The organism is Rhodopirellula sp. JB055 (assembly GCF_043100905.1).
In the GTDB taxonomy this organism is placed as follows: Bacteria; Planctomycetota; Planctomycetia; order Pirellulales; family Pirellulaceae; genus Rhodopirellula.
Genome location: NZ_JBICHO010000322.1, coordinates 1 through 17,451 on the forward strand (window position 1 = coordinate 1; position 17,451 = coordinate 17,451).

Here is a 17,451-nt window from a genome sequence, read left to right on the forward strand (position 1 = left end):
GCCCACAACGTAATCTTCAGTTTCGAAATCCTCGGGTTCCAAATTTCTTCCGACGGACCCGCTGGTGGACATCGGTTGGCGTGAGAGGGTCGGATTGCCTGAGTTGAGAGTCAGCCATATCAAGGCAAAAATTGACACGGGGGCGCGTTCCAGTTCTCTGCACGCGTTCGATGTGGAGACTTACTTTGACAATGACGTTGAGCGGGTTCGATTCTCGATCCACCCGGTCCAGCGGCGCGATGACCTTCACATCGAGGCAGACGTGCCGATTTTGGAACGCCGCCACGTTCGCAGCAGCAATGGCAACGTCAGCGAACGGATTGTGATCCGAACCCCATTGGAAATTTTGCGACGCCGTGTGATGGTAGATTTAACGCTCGCGAATCGTGATTCAATGGGGTTCCGCATGCTGGTCGGTCGCGAAGCCATTCGAAATCGATTTCTGGTCGACTCCGCGGCTTCCTTTTTGGCGGGACGTCGAAAACGCAAACGCTCTGGTGGAAAAGAAGTTCCCCCGAAGTGATCTCTCCGAATCGCGGCGTTGGATTCGGTTGAAAAATTTAATGTCCCTCCGCAGCGGGCTTTGGCCTGATCGTTGCTGCAACGCTTCTTATTTCACCACTCCCAGTCCCCTGAGAGAAAACCCTTGAAACTTGCTATCCTGTCCTGCGCGCCTCGATGCTACAGCACCCGACGACTGGTGGAAGCAGCCGAACAACGCGGTATCAAAGCCAAAGTTCTCAACACGCTGAAGTTCGCGATCGACTTGGCGGAAGGTGAACCCGACCTTTACTACCGCAGCAAACAACTCAGCGACTACGACGGAGTGCTCCCGCGGATCGGTTCCTCGATCACGTACTTTGGCACCGCGGTGGTTCGTCAGTTCGAGCAAATGGACGTGTTCTGCGCAAACTCCTCCGCCGGGATCAGCAATTCACGGGACAAATTGCGCAGCATGCAGATTCTCTCTCGGCACCAAATTGGAATCCCCCAAACCACCTTTGTTCGCGATCGCAAGGACATTCTGCCGGCCATTGAACGCGTCGGCGGCTCTCCCGTGATCATCAAATTGCTTGAGGGCACCCAGGGCGTCGGCGTGATCCTGGCGGAAAATGTCAAGGTGGCCGAAGCCATCATCGAGACGCTGCAAAGCACCAAGCAAAACGTTCTGGTTCAGCAATTCGTTGCCGAAAGTCGCGGCAAAGACATCCGAGCGTTTGTGATCGGCGACCGTGTCGTGGCGGCAATGCGACGCGTTGCCGTGGGGTCCGAGTTCCGCAGCAATGTTCATCGCGGTGGTCAAACCGAAGCGGTGGTGCTGGACGAAACCTATGCCGAAACCGCTGTTCGCGCCGCACAAATCATGGGCCTGCGAGTCGCCGGCGTGGACATGCTAGAAGGAGCCAACGGACCGCAAGTGATGGAAGTCAACTCGTCACCCGGCCTGGAAGGCATCGAGTCCTCCACCAAACTGGACATCGCCGGGGCGATCATTGACTACATGTCCGCCCAGGTCGACTTCCCCGAGGTGGATGTTCGCCAAAGATTGACGGTCAGCCGTGGTTATGGCGTGACCGAACTGCATGTTCGCGACGGCTCGGACTACGTCGGGAAATCAATTGATGAGTCCGGTTTGCCCGAACTGGACATCAACGTGCTGACGCTTTATCGCGGCACAACCGTGATCCCCAACCCGCGTTTGAAACGCACGCTGGAACCGCATGATCGCTTGCTGTGCTTTGGAAAATTGGAGGCAATGCGAGGCATGGTCCCCGAGAAAGTCCGCAAGCAACGCCGGCCAAAGATCAAACGTCTGCCCGATTCAGCAGCGACGATTCAGGCCGAGTCTTCTCGTGACGATTGATCCTCGACAGCTCCGCCCATCAGCAACTCCAATCGCAACTGCAGTGGTTCGTCCGAAGTGCGATAAGCGAGCTCGATTGGAATGTAGCCCAGCGGGACGCCGGCAATGGAATCCGTTGCCAATTTGACCGCGTCTTTGTGTGTACAGAGCAAACGCTGTGGCGATGGATCTTTCGTTTTGAGCTTGGTGATCCACGACCGCAGTTTTTCGCGGGTGGCTCGCTCGTACGAATCGTGGTCAGGCAATCGCAGGTGATCCACGACCATCGCACCACAGTCTCGCACCGTTTGCTCGAACGCGTCGGGGTTGCCAATCGCTGAAACCAATGCGACGGGCTGGTCGTTCAGCACCTCGATGGACTCCCACTCACCGACCGAATTCTGAATCGTCGACGGCCGGTGCTCCGTTTCCAAGATCGGACAATCCGGCGCGTACTGAGCGATCATCGAACGAATCGCCAACACGTCGTCTGGATCCACTTGGTCCACGCGAGTGATCAAGATCCAATCGGCACGGGTGATGCTATCCAGCGGTTCTCGCAGGGTGCCACGAGGCAGAACATGGCCATAGCCAAACGGACACGTCGCATCCACCACAACAATGTCGAGATCTCGCTGCAATCGGCGATGCTGGAAACCATCGTCCATCACCAAGACTTCTGCCGCGAGTTCCTCCACCGCGATGCGAGCCGCTTCGACTCGATCCGGGTGTTGCACGTGAGGCACATCGGGCAAACGCTCTTGCAGTTCCATGGCTTCGTCGTTCATCCCACCGTCTCGAGCGCCATAACCACGACTGATGATTGCCACCCGAAAATTCATGGCTCGCAAACGCCGGCACAAATCCGCGACCACAGGCGTCTTGCCTGTTCCGCCAGTGGTCAAGTTGCCGACGCTGAACACGGGAACGCCAGCGTTGAACGTCTCCTGTTTGCCGCGGTCGTATTGCCGACGGCGATGCCTTGCCGCAGCGTTGTAGAAGCCGCTGGCACACCACAAGGCTCCGCGGGCCACTGCTGAAACGGGATTCCGTGATTGCCCACTGAGCAGTGGTCGATAGTCCCAACTCATGGTGTCGTTTGCCCCTCGTTCTCGGCCGGCTGCCCCGCCACTTTCTTAAGCCCATTGCCACTGGAATTTCGCCGACCACCTGCCAAGTCATCCGTCAGCGGCGACTCGGACTGACTCAATGTTTCATCGGTGCTCTGCGGATCAATCTTTCGACAGGCCTCCGTCAAAACCTCGGCAATATCATCCAGCCAGTCTTCCCAGGTTTCAACCGTGGTCCCCTTGGGTGGAACATTCGCCATTTCGTCACACAGCAAAATCATCCGCAAACAGTGGCGAAACAGAATGCCTTCTTCTTTCTGGAGCTTTCTGGCGGTGACGTACTTGTTGAAGTCCCCCCCAAATTCGAGCAGTTCACCGACAATCCAAACCGGGCGAACACGGACGTCGTCGACCTTGGGATACTCATCGCGAAACAGTCGCAAGAGTTTCTCACCAATGGTCAGAGGCCACACGCGAGGCTCTTCGAACATCACCCGCCCAAACCCACGATCCTTGACCTCTTCCTCTTCTTCCTCCTGCCCACCACCGAGTTCTTCTGCCGAAGCCAAACCACGCTGCAACAACAACGCATCCAGACGAGTTTGAGCCAATTGGCCCGGCGGCACGATGTCGTACGATGGCATGCGCGCAAATTTGGCGACCGAACCTGGCACCTCCAACATGCTTTCCAACACTGCGATGCGTTCTTGATCGTCGGCATCGGCGAGTTGGTCCGCCATGAAGACACCGAACAACGGATTAACGCTTTTCAGTTGAACCAATCGTTCTAACCGGACCGTCGGCTTGGCCGTCTCGGGTCGATAATCTTCCAGTTCGTAGCCGCGTTTGGCGAGAGCTTCCGCGTCATCGATTGGCGCTGTTTCTTCTGGGGCCGGCTCGGGTTTCGACTCGGGTTCTGCAGCCCGCATTTCATCCAACAGACCACCAAACAACCCACCGGTCGCTGCGGGTTTGGATTCAGCGACGTCGACTTTTGGCTGCCCAGGCTTGGTACCCTTGGGCGTTGGTTTGCGTTCCGCGGCAATGCGAGGCAATGGTTCCAACTCAACGTATCCGCCTGACCACAAGGTGATCAGCATCCGATTGAGATCCTTTTGTGCCACTTCAATTCGGGCCGGCGTCATCAACCGACGCCCCACCAAATCGCGAATAGGCTGAACGTTTGGGTCCTTCGACAACAGATACGCGAGCAAACGCCAGGGGACTTTGCCGCGACTGGAAAGATCCGCCGACTTCGCGACTTGCAATTGTTCGAATTGGGTTTGAGTCCAATACGACTCGCCTGCGCGACGTTTTGGCATTTTCTTCTTGAGCTGTTTCTTCGCCCGCAGCAAGCCCGGATCCTTGGTGTCCTCCGGAATGGAATCGTACTTCTGACGCCAGCGATTGATTTTGACGTCGTCTTCGTGAGCTAGTGCGAACACGTAGCCGCGATCGTCGAACTGAGGCCGACCAGCACGACCAAAGATCTGCTGGGCCGACGCGATATCGACCAACTTCTTTTTGTCTCGTGGGCCCTTCAACAAGCTTGGCAACACCACGCTGCGAGCAGGCAAGTTGATCCCTGCCGCCAACGTTTCGGTGCACACGCAAATGCTCAGCAACTTCTTTTGAAACAACTCCTCGACGATGCGTCGGTAGCGGGGCAAGATCCCCGCGTGGTGAACCCCAACACCTCGCATCAAGATCTGCTTCAGCTTTGGCCCGACGCCGTTGGTGAAATCGGCAGCATTGAGAATGTCGGCCAACTCCTTTTGGCGGGCTTTGTCGATCAGCGATTTGCCTTTCAACATTTCAGCGTTGGTCCAGCACATCGATCGACTGAAACAGAACAGCAAGGCGGGCGTTCGGCGTTCCTCGTCATCTCCCGCCGCGATCTTTTCACAAAACTCATTCAGCAAATCATCTTCGACCCACTCGTATTGCAGCGGCACCTTCCGCTCGGTTCCCTGAACCAATTGCAGATTCCGCCCGTGAGCGTTGCGAAGCCAACTGGTGAAGGCCACGGAATTACCAACCGTCGCACTGAGCAACAACGTGCGAACGGATTTGGGAAGCAACCCCAGAGTCAATTCCCAAACCACCCCGCGTTCGTAGTCGTTGAAGGAGTGGAACTCATCCATCACCACGCAAGTGACATCGTCGAACTGAAACGCGTCGGGATTGAGCAAGCGATTGAGCAGAATTTCCGCCACCACCACCAAGACCGGTGCGTCCGCGTTGACGCTGCGGTTGCCCGTCACCAAACCGACTTGGTCCGCAGAGAATCCCCACCGAACAGCGGACTCTCTCAGTTCATCAAGCTTCTGGTCCGTGAGAGCAATCAGCGGGGTGGTGTAATACATCCGCTTGCCGGTTCGCAACGCCTCGTAAACCGCGGCTTCGGCAATCAGCGTTTTCCCGGTGCCCGTCGGGGCACACACGAGTACCCCGTGCTGAGCCGCCGGACCCTCCTCCGCGGCCTGTGTGTCGCCGGTGAAGTACGCAAGCAACGCCTCTTCCTGAACCGGGTAGGGCTCGTACGGAAGCAGTTCGAAATACTCCTCCGCCAACGTGTCTCGATCGAGATCCGGATCGACCGTGGCAGAGCGGGGGGGAAGCGATTCAGGCTTGGAAGACGAGTTGGCGTTCATGCGTTTGTTGTATCACAAGAACGCCAAATTGGGGCTGACCCAAGTGGCGACTTCTCGTCCTTCGCGGCCGTCAAACGCTCGATCCACCTCCCGCGATCGACACCGCCACCAATCGCTCAACCGCAAGATCCCCGCTCAATCAGCAGGACCGATACAACTGTGGTTCCCAGGAACAACTGCCAGCGGATTCCACTCGCAGTTCGAGGCCCCTGCCTTCCAAGAACCTAGGCTTCCGTCGAGTCATTCAATCATCAGGGGGCAACTGGAATGAATGCTTACGGGGCAATCCTGCGCAATAGGCCACTTCGGCTCTTTTTTGCAATCACAGTCTTTTCAGCACTGCAAAGTGTCAATCAACAGCACGCTAACGCGGCCGATCCGAATTCACACAACGTGATTCCATCGGATACGCGCCCAATACGCATTGGGATGTCAACCGCGTTGACAGGTCCGGCCGCGGAACTCGGCATCAACATGCGGCACGGTGTTCTGGCTGCGTTTGCCGAAGCGAATGCGAGCAACACACTTCCATCCAAACGTCTGGATCTCATCGCGCTTGACGACGGGTATGAACCGGCTCGCACCGCGTTGAACATGCACGCATTGACGGCCGACCACCGTGTGTTGTCAGTCATCGGCAATGTCGGAACGCCGACCGCGATCACCGCGATCCCAATCGCACAAAAGACGCACACCCCGTTTTTCGGTGCCTTCACAGGAGCCAGCGTTCTAAGAAATCGCGGCCCTTCGAACATTGTTGTCAACTACCGGGCAAGCTACGCAGAAGAAACCGCTGCCATGGTCGATGCTCTATTGGCAAAAGGGATTCAACCAGAAGAAATTGGATTCTTCACTCAGAATGACAGTTTCGGTGACGACGGATTCTCCGGAGGTTTGGCAGCGATTCGTCGCCATCAAGCGCTCGAGGCCTCCAGCGTCCCGCACGGCCGATACCGTCGAAACACGTCCGATGTCGAAGACGGACTCGCTGACCTACTGATGCATGAATCCCTCCCCAAGGCCGTCATCATGGTCGGCACCTACGAGCCCTGTTCGAAACTGGTTCGCCTGGCTCGAGCCAACGACTTCAACCCACAATTCCTTGCCGTGTCATTTGTTGGCGCCGATGCGTTGCAAAGAACACTGGGAAGCATGGCCGATGGGATTGTTGCCACCCAAGTTGTCCCTCATTTCAACAGCGAGCTGCCGCTCACTTGCCAGTATCGCGCCGCGATGCAAACCTACGACGCGGAAGTACCGTTGTCGTTTGTCTCACTGGAGGGATACACCGTCGGCCGCATTCTGATCAAAGCAATCGCGTCAATTGATGGGGAAATAACCCGAGACGCGGTCACGCACGCATTGGAGCAATTGGGTCAATTCGACATTGGCTTGCGTAGACCGCTGACTCTTGGTCCAGACGACCATCAGGCCTGCCACGAAGTCTGGCCGGTGATGCTCGACTCCAACGAATGTCACGCCATGTCGTGGGAGGACTTGCTCAATGAGTGATCCCACAAATGCGGACTCGGTCCAGCAATCGAAGTGCGCGGACGACGCCCAGCGGCGTGTCCGCTGGTTGAGCACCACGGGTGTCAGCAGCGGAATCCTATTCTTTGTCATCACGACAGCACTCCTCAATTGGCACCAAGACAGCCGCACGAAAGCAAGTGCAATCGAAGCTCGCATCAACGAGGCTCGGCTCGCCATGAGCCGGGCGACTGTCAGCCGGAATGAAGCATGGACTCAACTCCTCACCGAATCATTCATCCCCGACCAGCGTCAAGCAAACACGCAGAGCAACTCGTGGCATGAAGAATTGGTGCTGGTGCAGCAAACATGCGAGGTCCTCAACGCCGCATTGCAGCTCAAAGGTAGTGAAAAGCTGAGCATCGAAATCAACCCTCTGGAAGAATGGAGCATTCAGGCCGAACGCTGGAAAGAACGACACACCTATCTGACCACAACGGTTCAGCAACAGTTCTCGAGTCTCGACGACGTCCTCGAAGAACTGCTGAGAGAATCCGACAAACAGCGAGGAATCCACCGTCTCCGCTTGGCGTTGGGGCTACGCAGCCAACTTTCGAACCAGCCCAAACCGATCAAGCAAATCCTGAAAGACTGTGCAGGATCGAACCGTTCGTATGAGCAGAGCGGAAACCTCAAGCAACTGCGACTCTACCTCAGCCAGTTGATGACGACCACAAACACGGATCTCCTCACGGACATCGCCGAGAACCAAATCCGGCCCATCCTGCTGCGACTTCAATCTTCTAGCGATCAACTGGTACCACCGCAAACACTGGAGAAAATTGAATCAGGGATCTTCGATCCGATCACAGACCACTTCGAAACGGCAATGGTCTCCGAGAATTCATCCAAAGAATCACCTGGGATCCTGCCTCTGCAGCTTGCGATTTCGGAAAGCCGACTGGAACGGAAGCGACTCGTTCAACGAGCGGCTGAACACGGACAGGTTCTCGATCAGCAACGAAGCAAACTGGCGATGGCTGGCGATGTACTCAAGAACCAGTACACCGAGAGCTTTGCCAACACACTTCGAATGGTTTGGTACGTCAAACTTGCGCTTGGAATCATGCTGGGCTTGGTGTTTCTGTTTCTCACCCGCAAAGTCTCGCAAGCGATCGCATTCCAAGTCGATGCCATTGATCGAACTGCAAATGAACTCGCGAACGAACAGTTGTTGCTCGAATCCGTTCTGTCGAACCTCCCCATTCCGCTTTACTGGATAGACGAAAACGGACGCTACCAAGGCTGCAGTCAATCTTTCGCGAATTGGATCGGCATCCATTCTGCAAAGGACATCATTGGAAAAACCGACGAGGACCTTCCTTGGGATGTCGCCACCAGCGAACACAAGGCGACTCTCGACCGATCAATCATGCGGTATGGGATTCCGATCACGAACCAAGAGGTCCAGCAGCGGCGAAATGATGGAAAGTCCTTTGTTGTGCTAGCCAGCAAGACGCCGCTCTTCAATCACGAAAACTCCAGCGTCGGACTGGTCGGCACCTACATCGACATCACCGAACGCAAAGCAGCCGAAGAACGCATGAATGGGCTGGCGAAGATTCAAGCCGAATGTCCAAGCGAAATCTATGTGTTCAGCATGCACTCGCTGGAACTGCTTGAACTCAATCAAGCCGCCTGGCAAAACCTGCGAGTCGATGAACAGGAATACCGTGGGAAACCGATCTCAAACTTCCTGAGTGATGCGGACACCCAAAAATTGATGGAACATTTACAGCCCATCATCGACGGCAATGCTGTCGAAGTGGAATACGAGCTGACGCACGTTCGCTCCGATCGCACCACCTATCCCGTGCATGTTCGAACGCTCACGATTGAGCATGAGTCGGAGCAAGTTTTTGTGACCTGCGCAACGGACATGACGCTTCACCAAAAGCTCGAAAACAAATTGCTCCAAGCTCAGAAACTGGAATCGATTGGACAACTCGCCGCCGGCATCGCTCACGAGATCAACACTCCGATGCAGTGCATCGGCGGAAACATTGACTTCCTCCAGGAATACACGGGGCGGTTGCTCGCCATCGTCGACACGTTCCAGGAGCTGCTGCAAACCAAACCGGAAAGCTGGGAAGCCCGCCTCCTCGCCGTCACGGAGATGCTGAAGGCCAACCGCTTCGATTTCATTCGGTCGCAATTCCCAATGGCAATCGAAGAAACATCCACCGCGGCAAACCGGGTGGTCGAAATTGTTCGGGCGATGCGAGTCATGTCACACCCGGGAGCACAAACTAAACGCTGCACAGACATCAACGAGCTGGTTCACGATGCGAAGATCCTGAGCCGCAACCGTTGGAAATGTGTCGCTTCAGTCGAACTCTCGCTCGACGAAAACTTGCCGGCGATTGATGCCTTGTCTGCAGAACTCAGTCAAGTCTTCCTCAACTTGATTGTGAATGCTGCCGACGCCATTGCGGAACAACAGACAAGCGACTCAGCCGAACTGGGCGAAATCAACGTGCTCACGAAATTCGATGATGACAGCGTCTACATTGAAGTTCGTGACAATGGCCCAGGCATGTCGGACGAGGTCAAAACGAAAGCCTTTGAACCGTTCTTCACGACCAAGGAAGTCGGCAAAGGCACGGGCCAGGGCCTGTCAATCACTTACGACGTGGTCACCAAACTTCACAACGGAACCGTGGAAATCCAAAGCACCGTTGGGGAAGGAACCTCGTTCATGTTGTGCCTGCCACGCGACGCTTCCACCCCGGCGACTTCTCCCCCAGGCGTTGCCGTCATCCCGACGGACATGCCCAACTCAACCGCCCCAGCAGGCATCCTGTGAAGGCGTTGAAATTGGAGAGTGTAGGCTGGCACTGACAACTTCCGGCCGGACTTGGATCATCGTCCGAACAGCTTGTCGATTCGAAGCTTTTCGAATCCTTTGTTGAAGCTGTCTTCGAGCTGCTGTTGGCCGCGGCCGAGTTGTTCTTGCAGAAAGTTGGCCCCGGCTTCCTGAGCCGCCCGGGCTCCCATGTCTGCCACAATTCGCTGGATTCCCGAAGAATCCAACCGCGGGCGGTCCAAGGTTCCGTTGACCGGAATCGTGATTGTCTGCCCCGAGAGAACACTCAGATCACTTCCGATCCAAGATGCATCCAACGGAATCTGAGCGATCAAATCCAATTGGCCATCCATGGTCACGCGGCCACTGGTGGTCACCTTGGCTCGATCGATTTCCAGCAACAACGCCCTGTGATCCACGACGCCGCCTGCCACATTGAACTCGATGGTTTGAGCCGGCATGGTAATCAATGTGCGGTTGCTACGAGGCGGGTTGGAACTGGAGCCAATCGCGGCGAGCGATTGCAATTGTCGAGCTCCCGCGATGACCTGATCCGCCAACGGCCCCGCGTTCATCCGAACCTGTTCGACTTCCAGTCGTCCGCGAATGGTGGACTGGTTGGGATTGTCGATCGAGACCATTCCCTGTTCGAGGGTTGCACTGAAGGTGCCATCGACGCGAGCCGCATCGGCAGCGATCGGCGCGATGTATTTCAGCCACTGACCTGTGATTTCCGGAGTCAACTGAACGTTTTTCGCGATCGGCCCCGGCTTGAGATCCACCCATATCGCGGGACGATAGTGAACGTCACCGGCAAGCAAGAGCTTGCCATTCGCTGCGGCAGAACTGGTTCCCGTTTGATAAGTTGCTGGGTTATTGGGGTCATAATCCAGCGGTGCGACCTGAGGACCGTATGGCTGAGTCACGTAGCGGCTGGCACCCAAGACGGGAATCGTACTGGGAGCAATCGAGACCACCGATTCGGTCATCTGAAAAGGCACTTCGGCTGGACCAAACCACATTCCCGCCGCGTCAACGCTCTCCCATCCCAAGCTGCCGTCTACACGGAAGGAAATCAGATCTTTCGGGCCCTGTTGGTACTGAATCTTCAAAGGCGTTGGGTGAACGCCTTCGGCGACGACCGGCGTCCCCGTCAACTCGGTGATCCGGCGTGCCACCTCATCCATCTTGAAGTTGGCAGGACCTTCCAGGCGAACGGATTGCTGGCCATCTTTCCAATCCACTGTGCCTGACAGTGTTGTCGCGAACCAATCCCCGGCGATCTGCATCGCCTTGGCCTGCAACGACGATTCGTTCAGGTTCCATTCCGCACGACCATCGATTCGCAGATTGGGTTCTGCCCAAACCACTCGTTTGGTGCTGTTGAAATTGACTGACGTTGCGGGAACCGTTTCGACCAACTCAAACTGGCGTCCGGTCATGTGCGAGTCCAAAAATAGGACCGCAGGATCTCCGGTCGCTACAACACTGCCTTCCATTTTCCCTCGCAGCAACCACTCGCTGGACGGGAGATTGTCGCTGGAGCCCGTGTTTCGATAGGCTACCTGCTGAACCGATCGCGATGGACTGCTGGAACGCGACAACCGTGGGTCTTGCGGACGATTGGCAAGTCTCTCACGCACACTGGTTTGCAATCTTTCCAATTCCGCTTGCCACGCGATTTCGATGTCGGTCATCCCGCCAATCCATTCGCCTTGGATTGCCGCCGATGCCGCATCACCAGCGACGGTGAAGGAACGAATGATGACGTCTTGCTGGGGATAGCTGGCTTTGCCATCAAAATGCAGCTTCACGAGTTGCTGCTCCCATATTTGTTCTGACATCGGGACTTCGAGTTGGGTGATTTGGGCATCCACCGATTCCAGCATCGCCGCGCCGGATTGACTCAGGCCCGCACGAGCGTTGAAGCGGAACCCACCCTGCAATGACTCGTAGCCCTCGGGCATCCACGGAGCCAACGTCTGCGCGATCGCATGGAGCTGTCCTTGGCCGCTCATTCGCAACGGAATCATTCGGTCCGCATCCAAACCCGATATCGATTGCACCAATTCAACATCAGCATCCAGACCATTGCCGCGCACATTCAGTTTGCCACTGAGCAATTCTGCCAACTGCCCACCACCATTGGGTTGCCAACGCCCGGTGATGTCCAACTGCGACTGCAAGGAAGAAGGTTGAAAACTCTGCCCCGGCGTTAATTCGATCGCCAATCCGGTCATGCGTCCGTCACCACGAAGCCGCCAGGTGCCGTCGTTTTGAGCATTCCACTGCAACCCGCCTTGAACATTCCCTTCAAAACGTCGGTCATCCAAATCGATCAATGGACGAAGAATGCGCGCGAGCTTTCCAAAATTGACATCCACGTTGGCCGAACCACTGCGCAGGTCCCCCTGCCCATTGACCACTGCAAAGGGACTGTCCATTTCAAATTGTTCTGCAAAAAGTCGCTGCGTGTCGCTTGCGACGACGGCCAGAACATCAATTGGCGCCACACGAATCTCACCACCTGGCGACTGAGCCTGAATGATCCCGCTGCGAATCATCAAGCGGCGACGGCGAACATTTCCGCCACCCATCGCGGCCGAACCACCTCCGGCAATCGGCTCGATCCGAGCTTCCACCATTCCGTCCACCAGAGTGACGCCATTTCGCAAAGGCAACAACTCCGGAAGAGCCCGCCGCAGACGAGGCAAATCGACTTGAACCGTCGCGGTCGCATCGACTTGATTCAACCACGCCAACGGGTTGGTTGTGTTGCCAGCCAGCGAAACAGAATCTGGAAACGAACCGTTCATCTGCACGCTCGCGAAGTCTGTTTTCGCATTGATTTGGTGGGCACTGACCCGTCCGTTGCGAATTTGCAAGTCACCGTCAAAGGTTGCCAGTTCGTTGTCCCAAAGCTTTCGCCCCGTTCGCGAATCCGTTGCCACCAAATTGCGAACATACAATTGCCGCAAAGAAACATCAGGTTCACCCGATGCGGTCAGCGTCAAATGGGTTTGCCCCGACAAATCACCGGTGATCGCGGTGGGCAGTTGGCTGCCGGGGAATCGCCGCTGAGCCAAGGTGAGCACCGACAAAGGCAGCGAATCGGCATCGATCTCAACCGACAATTGCTCCGCGGCCGACGATACATTGCCGGCTTCCATCGCCATCTTGATGTGACCAGCCAAGGATCCATCACCGCCGCCAGGCTGGCTCAAAACACCGTCAAAGGTGACATCCAGCAGAGAGCCATTCAGAATCGCTTCGGCATGAGACTGACTCAGCGTCCAGGTTTGGTTGGTACTCGCGTCGGTGGCTTGCACCAGCAAGTCTTGCAGTTTGACCGTGCCTTGCGGAACCAAGGTGGACGGTTCATTGGAAGGCGTCAGCAATGCAGCGAGGTCTTCTTCAATCGAGGTCGTTCCCTCCATCACCGTTCCTGACAACTGCACGCCACGAACGATCACTTCTCCAAATTGCCCGGCTTGTGGCTCGCCCGACCAAAGGCTGCTCAGCGAGACCGCGGTTTGCAATTCTTCAACGCTGATTTCAGATTGCCCCACTCGTCCGACCAAGTGCAGGTCTTGAATGCTCAGTGGAGTCAGCCAACCAATTTGCAGCGACCCCACTTCGGCATCCAAGTCATACGCGTCCAACGTTCGAATCAAAAACGAACGCCCAATCGGCGAGTGGCTGACGAGACTCGGGAGTGCCCCAACGCCGAGAACGGCGAAGACCAGCAAGACCAGAACGAGCGTCCGTTTGCGTTGCAATCGGCCTCGCCGACGACTGCGGGTGCGAACTTCTTGCGAGCGTTCCATGACGCCCAATTTTGCATCGAGGTCGTAATCCCGGGCAGCTTTGCGTCGCATTGCCGTCGATCCAATCCGTGAAGAGTAGTGCACGCCACCTCATCCATCGCGGTGCGGCATGCGGAGCATACTCATTTTCGCCGGATGCCCCCAAGAGACGTTTTTGAAACCCTTGTCGGGCCTCTCCGTCGGCTGGACGCTCGAATGTCCCGCATCGAAGGCCCGGACGCCGTGCATTTTGGGAGGGCACGGATTCTGTCGGCGCATAAAAAAAGCTCCCGGAAAGTACGAGGTCCTAGGGGGGCGGAGGACAACGCGCTTCTGTTCCGGGAGCCGGTGGTCGGTTTGTTCGATCGAGTGAGCACATCCTTGTGATCACCAACCGAACGTCCGTCATTTCAAAATCCTAACAAGGGTTTTCAGGTCGATCCGTGACCATCCAAAACATCTTGAAAATCTCGCAGCCAACCTTTCAACCGAAATCAAAAGACGACCTGTGCGAGATGCAATTTTGAAACTTCGCACGTCGCAATCGGACCGGGTTGGAGGTCCGTTTGCGACGATGGGGGCAACTTAGCCGGGGCCGCTTTCGTGGGTCAAGCCGAGTTCGTAAAAACTCTTTCAGGTTCTCGAAGCTCATTTCGCTCCCGCCCGTTTTCGTCCCCGAAATCGTTTAGAATCAGCACGAAAACTTTCTCGATTTTCTTTTCATCCCCGCCAAAGTCCTCCCTTCCATGAAGTTCACTTCACGCTACGAAACCCCGAAGATGAATCCCGTTCAGACAAGCGATCCCTCCACGCCGGAGTTGTCTTCCGCTGCCTGTCTGCGAAACGCACGGCAACGGTCATTCAATGCTTGGTTCACTGACACCCATTCCTCCGGGTCTTCGCATGCCTCCGGGTCTTCGCATGGTCAATTGCTAGCAAATATGTTTCGTCATCGGTCTTGGTTGGCGGCGATCTTTTTGCTGTTTCTTTGCGCCGGCTGCCAGCCGCCTGCAGCCGAGCAGGCGGACTCGTCGGACAAACCACTTCACTTCGCGGTCATCCCCAAAGGAACGACTCATATTTTCTGGCAATCAGTCAAACTGGGGGCAGAGCAAGCGGGCGAGGAAATCGGAGCTAAGATCACGTTCCGCGGCCCATCGAAAGAAAACGACCGCGACGAACAAATCAATGTGGTACAAGGGTTCTTGAACGCTCGCGTCGACGGAATTTTGCTTGCACCCCTGGATGCTGACGCGCTGGTTCGGCCGGTGAAGGAAGCCAGCCGAGCGGGCGTGCCCGTCGTGATCTTTGACAGTGGGCTGAACACCGACCCCGGCGACTACGTTTCTTATGTTGCCACGGACAATTTCGCAGGTGGCAAATTGGCCGCTGACGCGATGGTGGATGCCCTCGGTGAAGACGGTGGCGAGGTCATTTTGCTTCGATACCAACAAGGCAGCGAAAGCACGCACCAACGCGAAGAAGGCTTTCTGGCCGGGATTGCCGAGCACGAAAGCATTCGCGTCATCAGCAGCGACCAATATGCCGGGACCACGACCGAATCCGCGATCGACAAAGCCCAGGCGTTGCTGAATCGTTTTGGCGACGAAGTGGATGGGATCTGCACGGTCTGCGAACCCACGGCCGAAGGCGCCCTGCGAGCCCTCCGGGAACGTCAACTGGCCGGCAAAGTCAAACTGGTGACCTTCGACAGCAGCGACTCTCTGCGAGAATCACTGTCGGCCGGCGAAACGCACGCGATTGTGCTGCAAGACCCCGTCGCGATGGGTTACCAAGCCGTCAAAACGATGGCAGCTCACCTGCAAGGGGAGACGACGGAATCATTCATCGACACAGGGGTATTTGTCGCCACGGCTGAGAACCAAGACGACGAAACCATCGCTCGATTGCTCCGCCCCGCCGTCGCGGGCGAGTGAGAAGGGGTGGTAGACGAGCGATTCAGGGCTGGAACCCAATAAAATTGCCTTCCTGCCGCATCTGATCAGTGTTGCAAACGAAAGCCAGAGGCTAGACTTCTCGGCATGAACAGAATGAGAAATCAACGCCCACCGCGTACAGGACGCGGATCACGATCAGCCCGCTTCGAAGAGCCGATCGACACGATCGCTCTGCTGGAATCCGTTGGTCCGGTGGAAACACCGCCGGACATGGATTCGTTTGATGAGCTGGACCTGTCTCCGATCATGCGTCGAGCGGTCAAAAACGCGGGTTTCACGACTCCGTCACCGATCCAAGCCGCATTGATCCCGCACGCCCTCAACGGCCGGGATGTGATCGGCCAAGCTCGAACGGGCACCGGCAAGACCGCTGCGTTCAGCATTCCAATCCTCGAACAACTCGATTCACTCGAAGATTGTCGCGACCCGCAAGCGATTGTGATTGTCCCGACGCGAGAATTGGCGGACCAAGTTGCCGCCGAAGCTGAAAAGCTCGCGAAAGGCGTTCCCACCGAAATTGCCGTGCTCTCGGGCGGCAAAAACATGAACCGCCAGCTTCGCCAGTTGGAAAATGGCACCCAACTCGTCGTCGGAACTCCCGGCCGAGTGCATGACCACCTGCAACGAGGCACCCTTCGCACCGGCAATGTGTGGTGTGTGGTTCTGGATGAAGCCGACCGCATGCTGGACATCGGATTCCGGCCTCAAATTGAACGAATCATGCGGAAGTGCCCACGAAATCGGCAGACCCTGCTGCTTTCGGCCACGCTTCCCGCAGTCGTTCGTCGATTAGCGGAAAGCTACATGCAGGAACCGATCGTGATCGATTGCTACCGCGACGAAATGGCTGTCGACACAATCGAACAGCGATACTTCACCATCGCGCAGGACGACAAAGTCAAATTGCTTGAGTCATTGCTGAAACGCGAAGACCCTGAACAAGCGATCATATTCTGCCGCACCAAACGCGGCACCGACCGACTGCACCGCAAACTTTCGCAAGAATACGGAGGCGCCTGCGGGGCGATCCATGGCGATTTGCAGCAACGAGAACGCGATCGCGTGCTTCAAAAGCTCCGTGATGGCAAACTGAAATTCTTGGTGGCCACGGATGTCGTGGGTCGCGGAATTGACATCAGTACGATCTCACACATCGTCAACTTCGACGTGCCTCAAGATTGTGACGACTACGTGCATCGCGTCGGCCGAACTGGACGGATGGGGCGAGACGGTGTCGCGTACACCTTTGTGGTGCCAGGCGAAGGCGAGATCCTGACCAGCATTGAGCAGCGAATCAACAAATTGTTGATCCGGGACAAAATGGAAGGATTTGAATCACCTGCAGAGAAGGCAGCTGCAGTGGCCGCGGCGGCGCCCGAACCCGAGAAAGAGGTCCGGCGCACCCTCAACCCTATGACACGAAAACGCCCTCGCCGGCGTTAATTCTTCCCCGGGAACTTTTTCGCAAGTCCAACGTCCAACCTGACGCAAGAATGTGTCGATTGTGATGGTTGTGAGCTGCGAGACCTCTACCCCACCGCTCTCTCGCCCCTCTATCGGGCGATCCGCTCGGGTCGATTTCGTCATCAGAACCGATGCAATCGGCACATTTGTCCGAGGAGTCAAAGCTGCGGTAAGTAGCGACGTCGCAAAAATTTGCGACGTTATTTACCCCAACTATACTCGGCGGACTGATCGCGCGAGCTGCGGCTGAATCGCCAGACTTTCTTGTCTGAGGGATTCTGAACAACGCCGTGAGATCAACCTTGTCATCCACGACTGAT

Annotated in this window: 9 protein-coding genes; 6 read left to right on the forward strand and 3 right to left on the reverse strand. The window is 56.3% G+C overall.

Annotated elements, in window-relative coordinates; all coding sequences use genetic code 11:
* Positions 1-61 precede the first annotated feature (61 nt).
* Both ACF8AM_RS12720 and ACF8AM_RS12725 read left to right on the forward strand, forming a co-directional pair.
* Entirely contained in the window at positions 62-523 is a 462-nt protein-coding gene (locus ACF8AM_RS12720; protein ID WP_392556002.1) for an ATP-dependent zinc protease, read from the forward strand.
* A 123-nt stretch (positions 524-646) separates the two neighbouring features.
* Positions 647-1,864 carry a RimK family alpha-L-glutamate ligase gene (locus ACF8AM_RS12725; protein WP_392555993.1) on the forward strand — a complete coding sequence of 406 codons (1,218 nt, stop codon included), beginning with the start codon at positions 647-649 and terminating at the stop codon, positions 1,862-1,864.
* Here ACF8AM_RS12725 and lpxK read toward each other — a convergent pair.
* The gene (gene lpxK, locus ACF8AM_RS12730; RefSeq protein ID WP_392555994.1) at positions 1,837-2,934 is read right to left on the reverse strand and encodes a tetraacyldisaccharide 4'-kinase; all 1,098 of its coding nucleotides are present in this window, start codon (positions 2,932-2,934) and stop codon (positions 1,837-1,839) included. The two genes, ACF8AM_RS12725 and lpxK, sit on opposite strands and share 28 nt — an antisense overlap.
* Positions 2,931-5,567 (reverse strand): DEAD/DEAH box helicase, encoded by a 2,637-nt coding sequence (locus ACF8AM_RS12735; RefSeq protein WP_392555995.1) that lies wholly within the window; start codon positions 5,565-5,567, stop codon positions 2,931-2,933. Before ACF8AM_RS12735 ends, lpxK begins: the two co-directional genes overlap by 4 nt.
* Positions 5,568-5,834: 267 nt before the next feature.
* Here ACF8AM_RS12735 and ACF8AM_RS12740 point away from each other — a divergent pair, with 267 nt between their 5' ends.
* Together ACF8AM_RS12740 and ACF8AM_RS12745 are read left to right on the forward strand one after the other, a co-directional pair.
* Positions 5,835-7,079: an ABC transporter substrate-binding protein gene (locus ACF8AM_RS12740; protein WP_392555996.1), complete on the forward strand. Its 1,245-nt coding sequence runs from the start codon at positions 5,835-5,837 to the stop codon at positions 7,077-7,079.
* Positions 7,072-9,903: an ATP-binding protein gene (locus ACF8AM_RS12745; protein ID WP_392555997.1), complete on the forward strand. Its 2,832-nt coding sequence runs from the start codon at positions 7,072-7,074 to the stop codon at positions 9,901-9,903. The genes ACF8AM_RS12740 and ACF8AM_RS12745 overlap by 8 nt, the downstream gene beginning before the upstream one ends.
* 56 nt (positions 9,904-9,959) lie before the next feature.
* Here ACF8AM_RS12745 and ACF8AM_RS12750 read toward each other — a convergent pair whose 3' ends face one another.
* Positions 9,960-13,781, reverse strand: coding sequence for a hypothetical protein (locus ACF8AM_RS12750; protein WP_392555998.1), 3,822 nt, complete (start codon positions 13,779-13,781; stop codon positions 9,960-9,962).
* Between the two features lie 707 nt (positions 13,782-14,488).
* Between ACF8AM_RS12750 and ACF8AM_RS12755 the strand changes: the two genes are divergently transcribed.
* The gene (locus ACF8AM_RS12755; protein ID WP_392555999.1) at positions 14,489-15,646 is read left to right on the forward strand and encodes a substrate-binding domain-containing protein; all 1,158 of its coding nucleotides are present in this window, start codon (positions 14,489-14,491) and stop codon (positions 15,644-15,646) included.
* 114 nt (positions 15,647-15,760) lie between these two features.
* The gene (locus ACF8AM_RS12760) at positions 15,761-17,110 is read left to right on the forward strand and encodes a DEAD/DEAH box helicase (RefSeq protein WP_392556000.1); all 1,350 of its coding nucleotides are present in this window, start codon (positions 15,761-15,763) and stop codon (positions 17,108-17,110) included.
* Positions 17,111-17,451 lie beyond the last annotated feature (341 nt).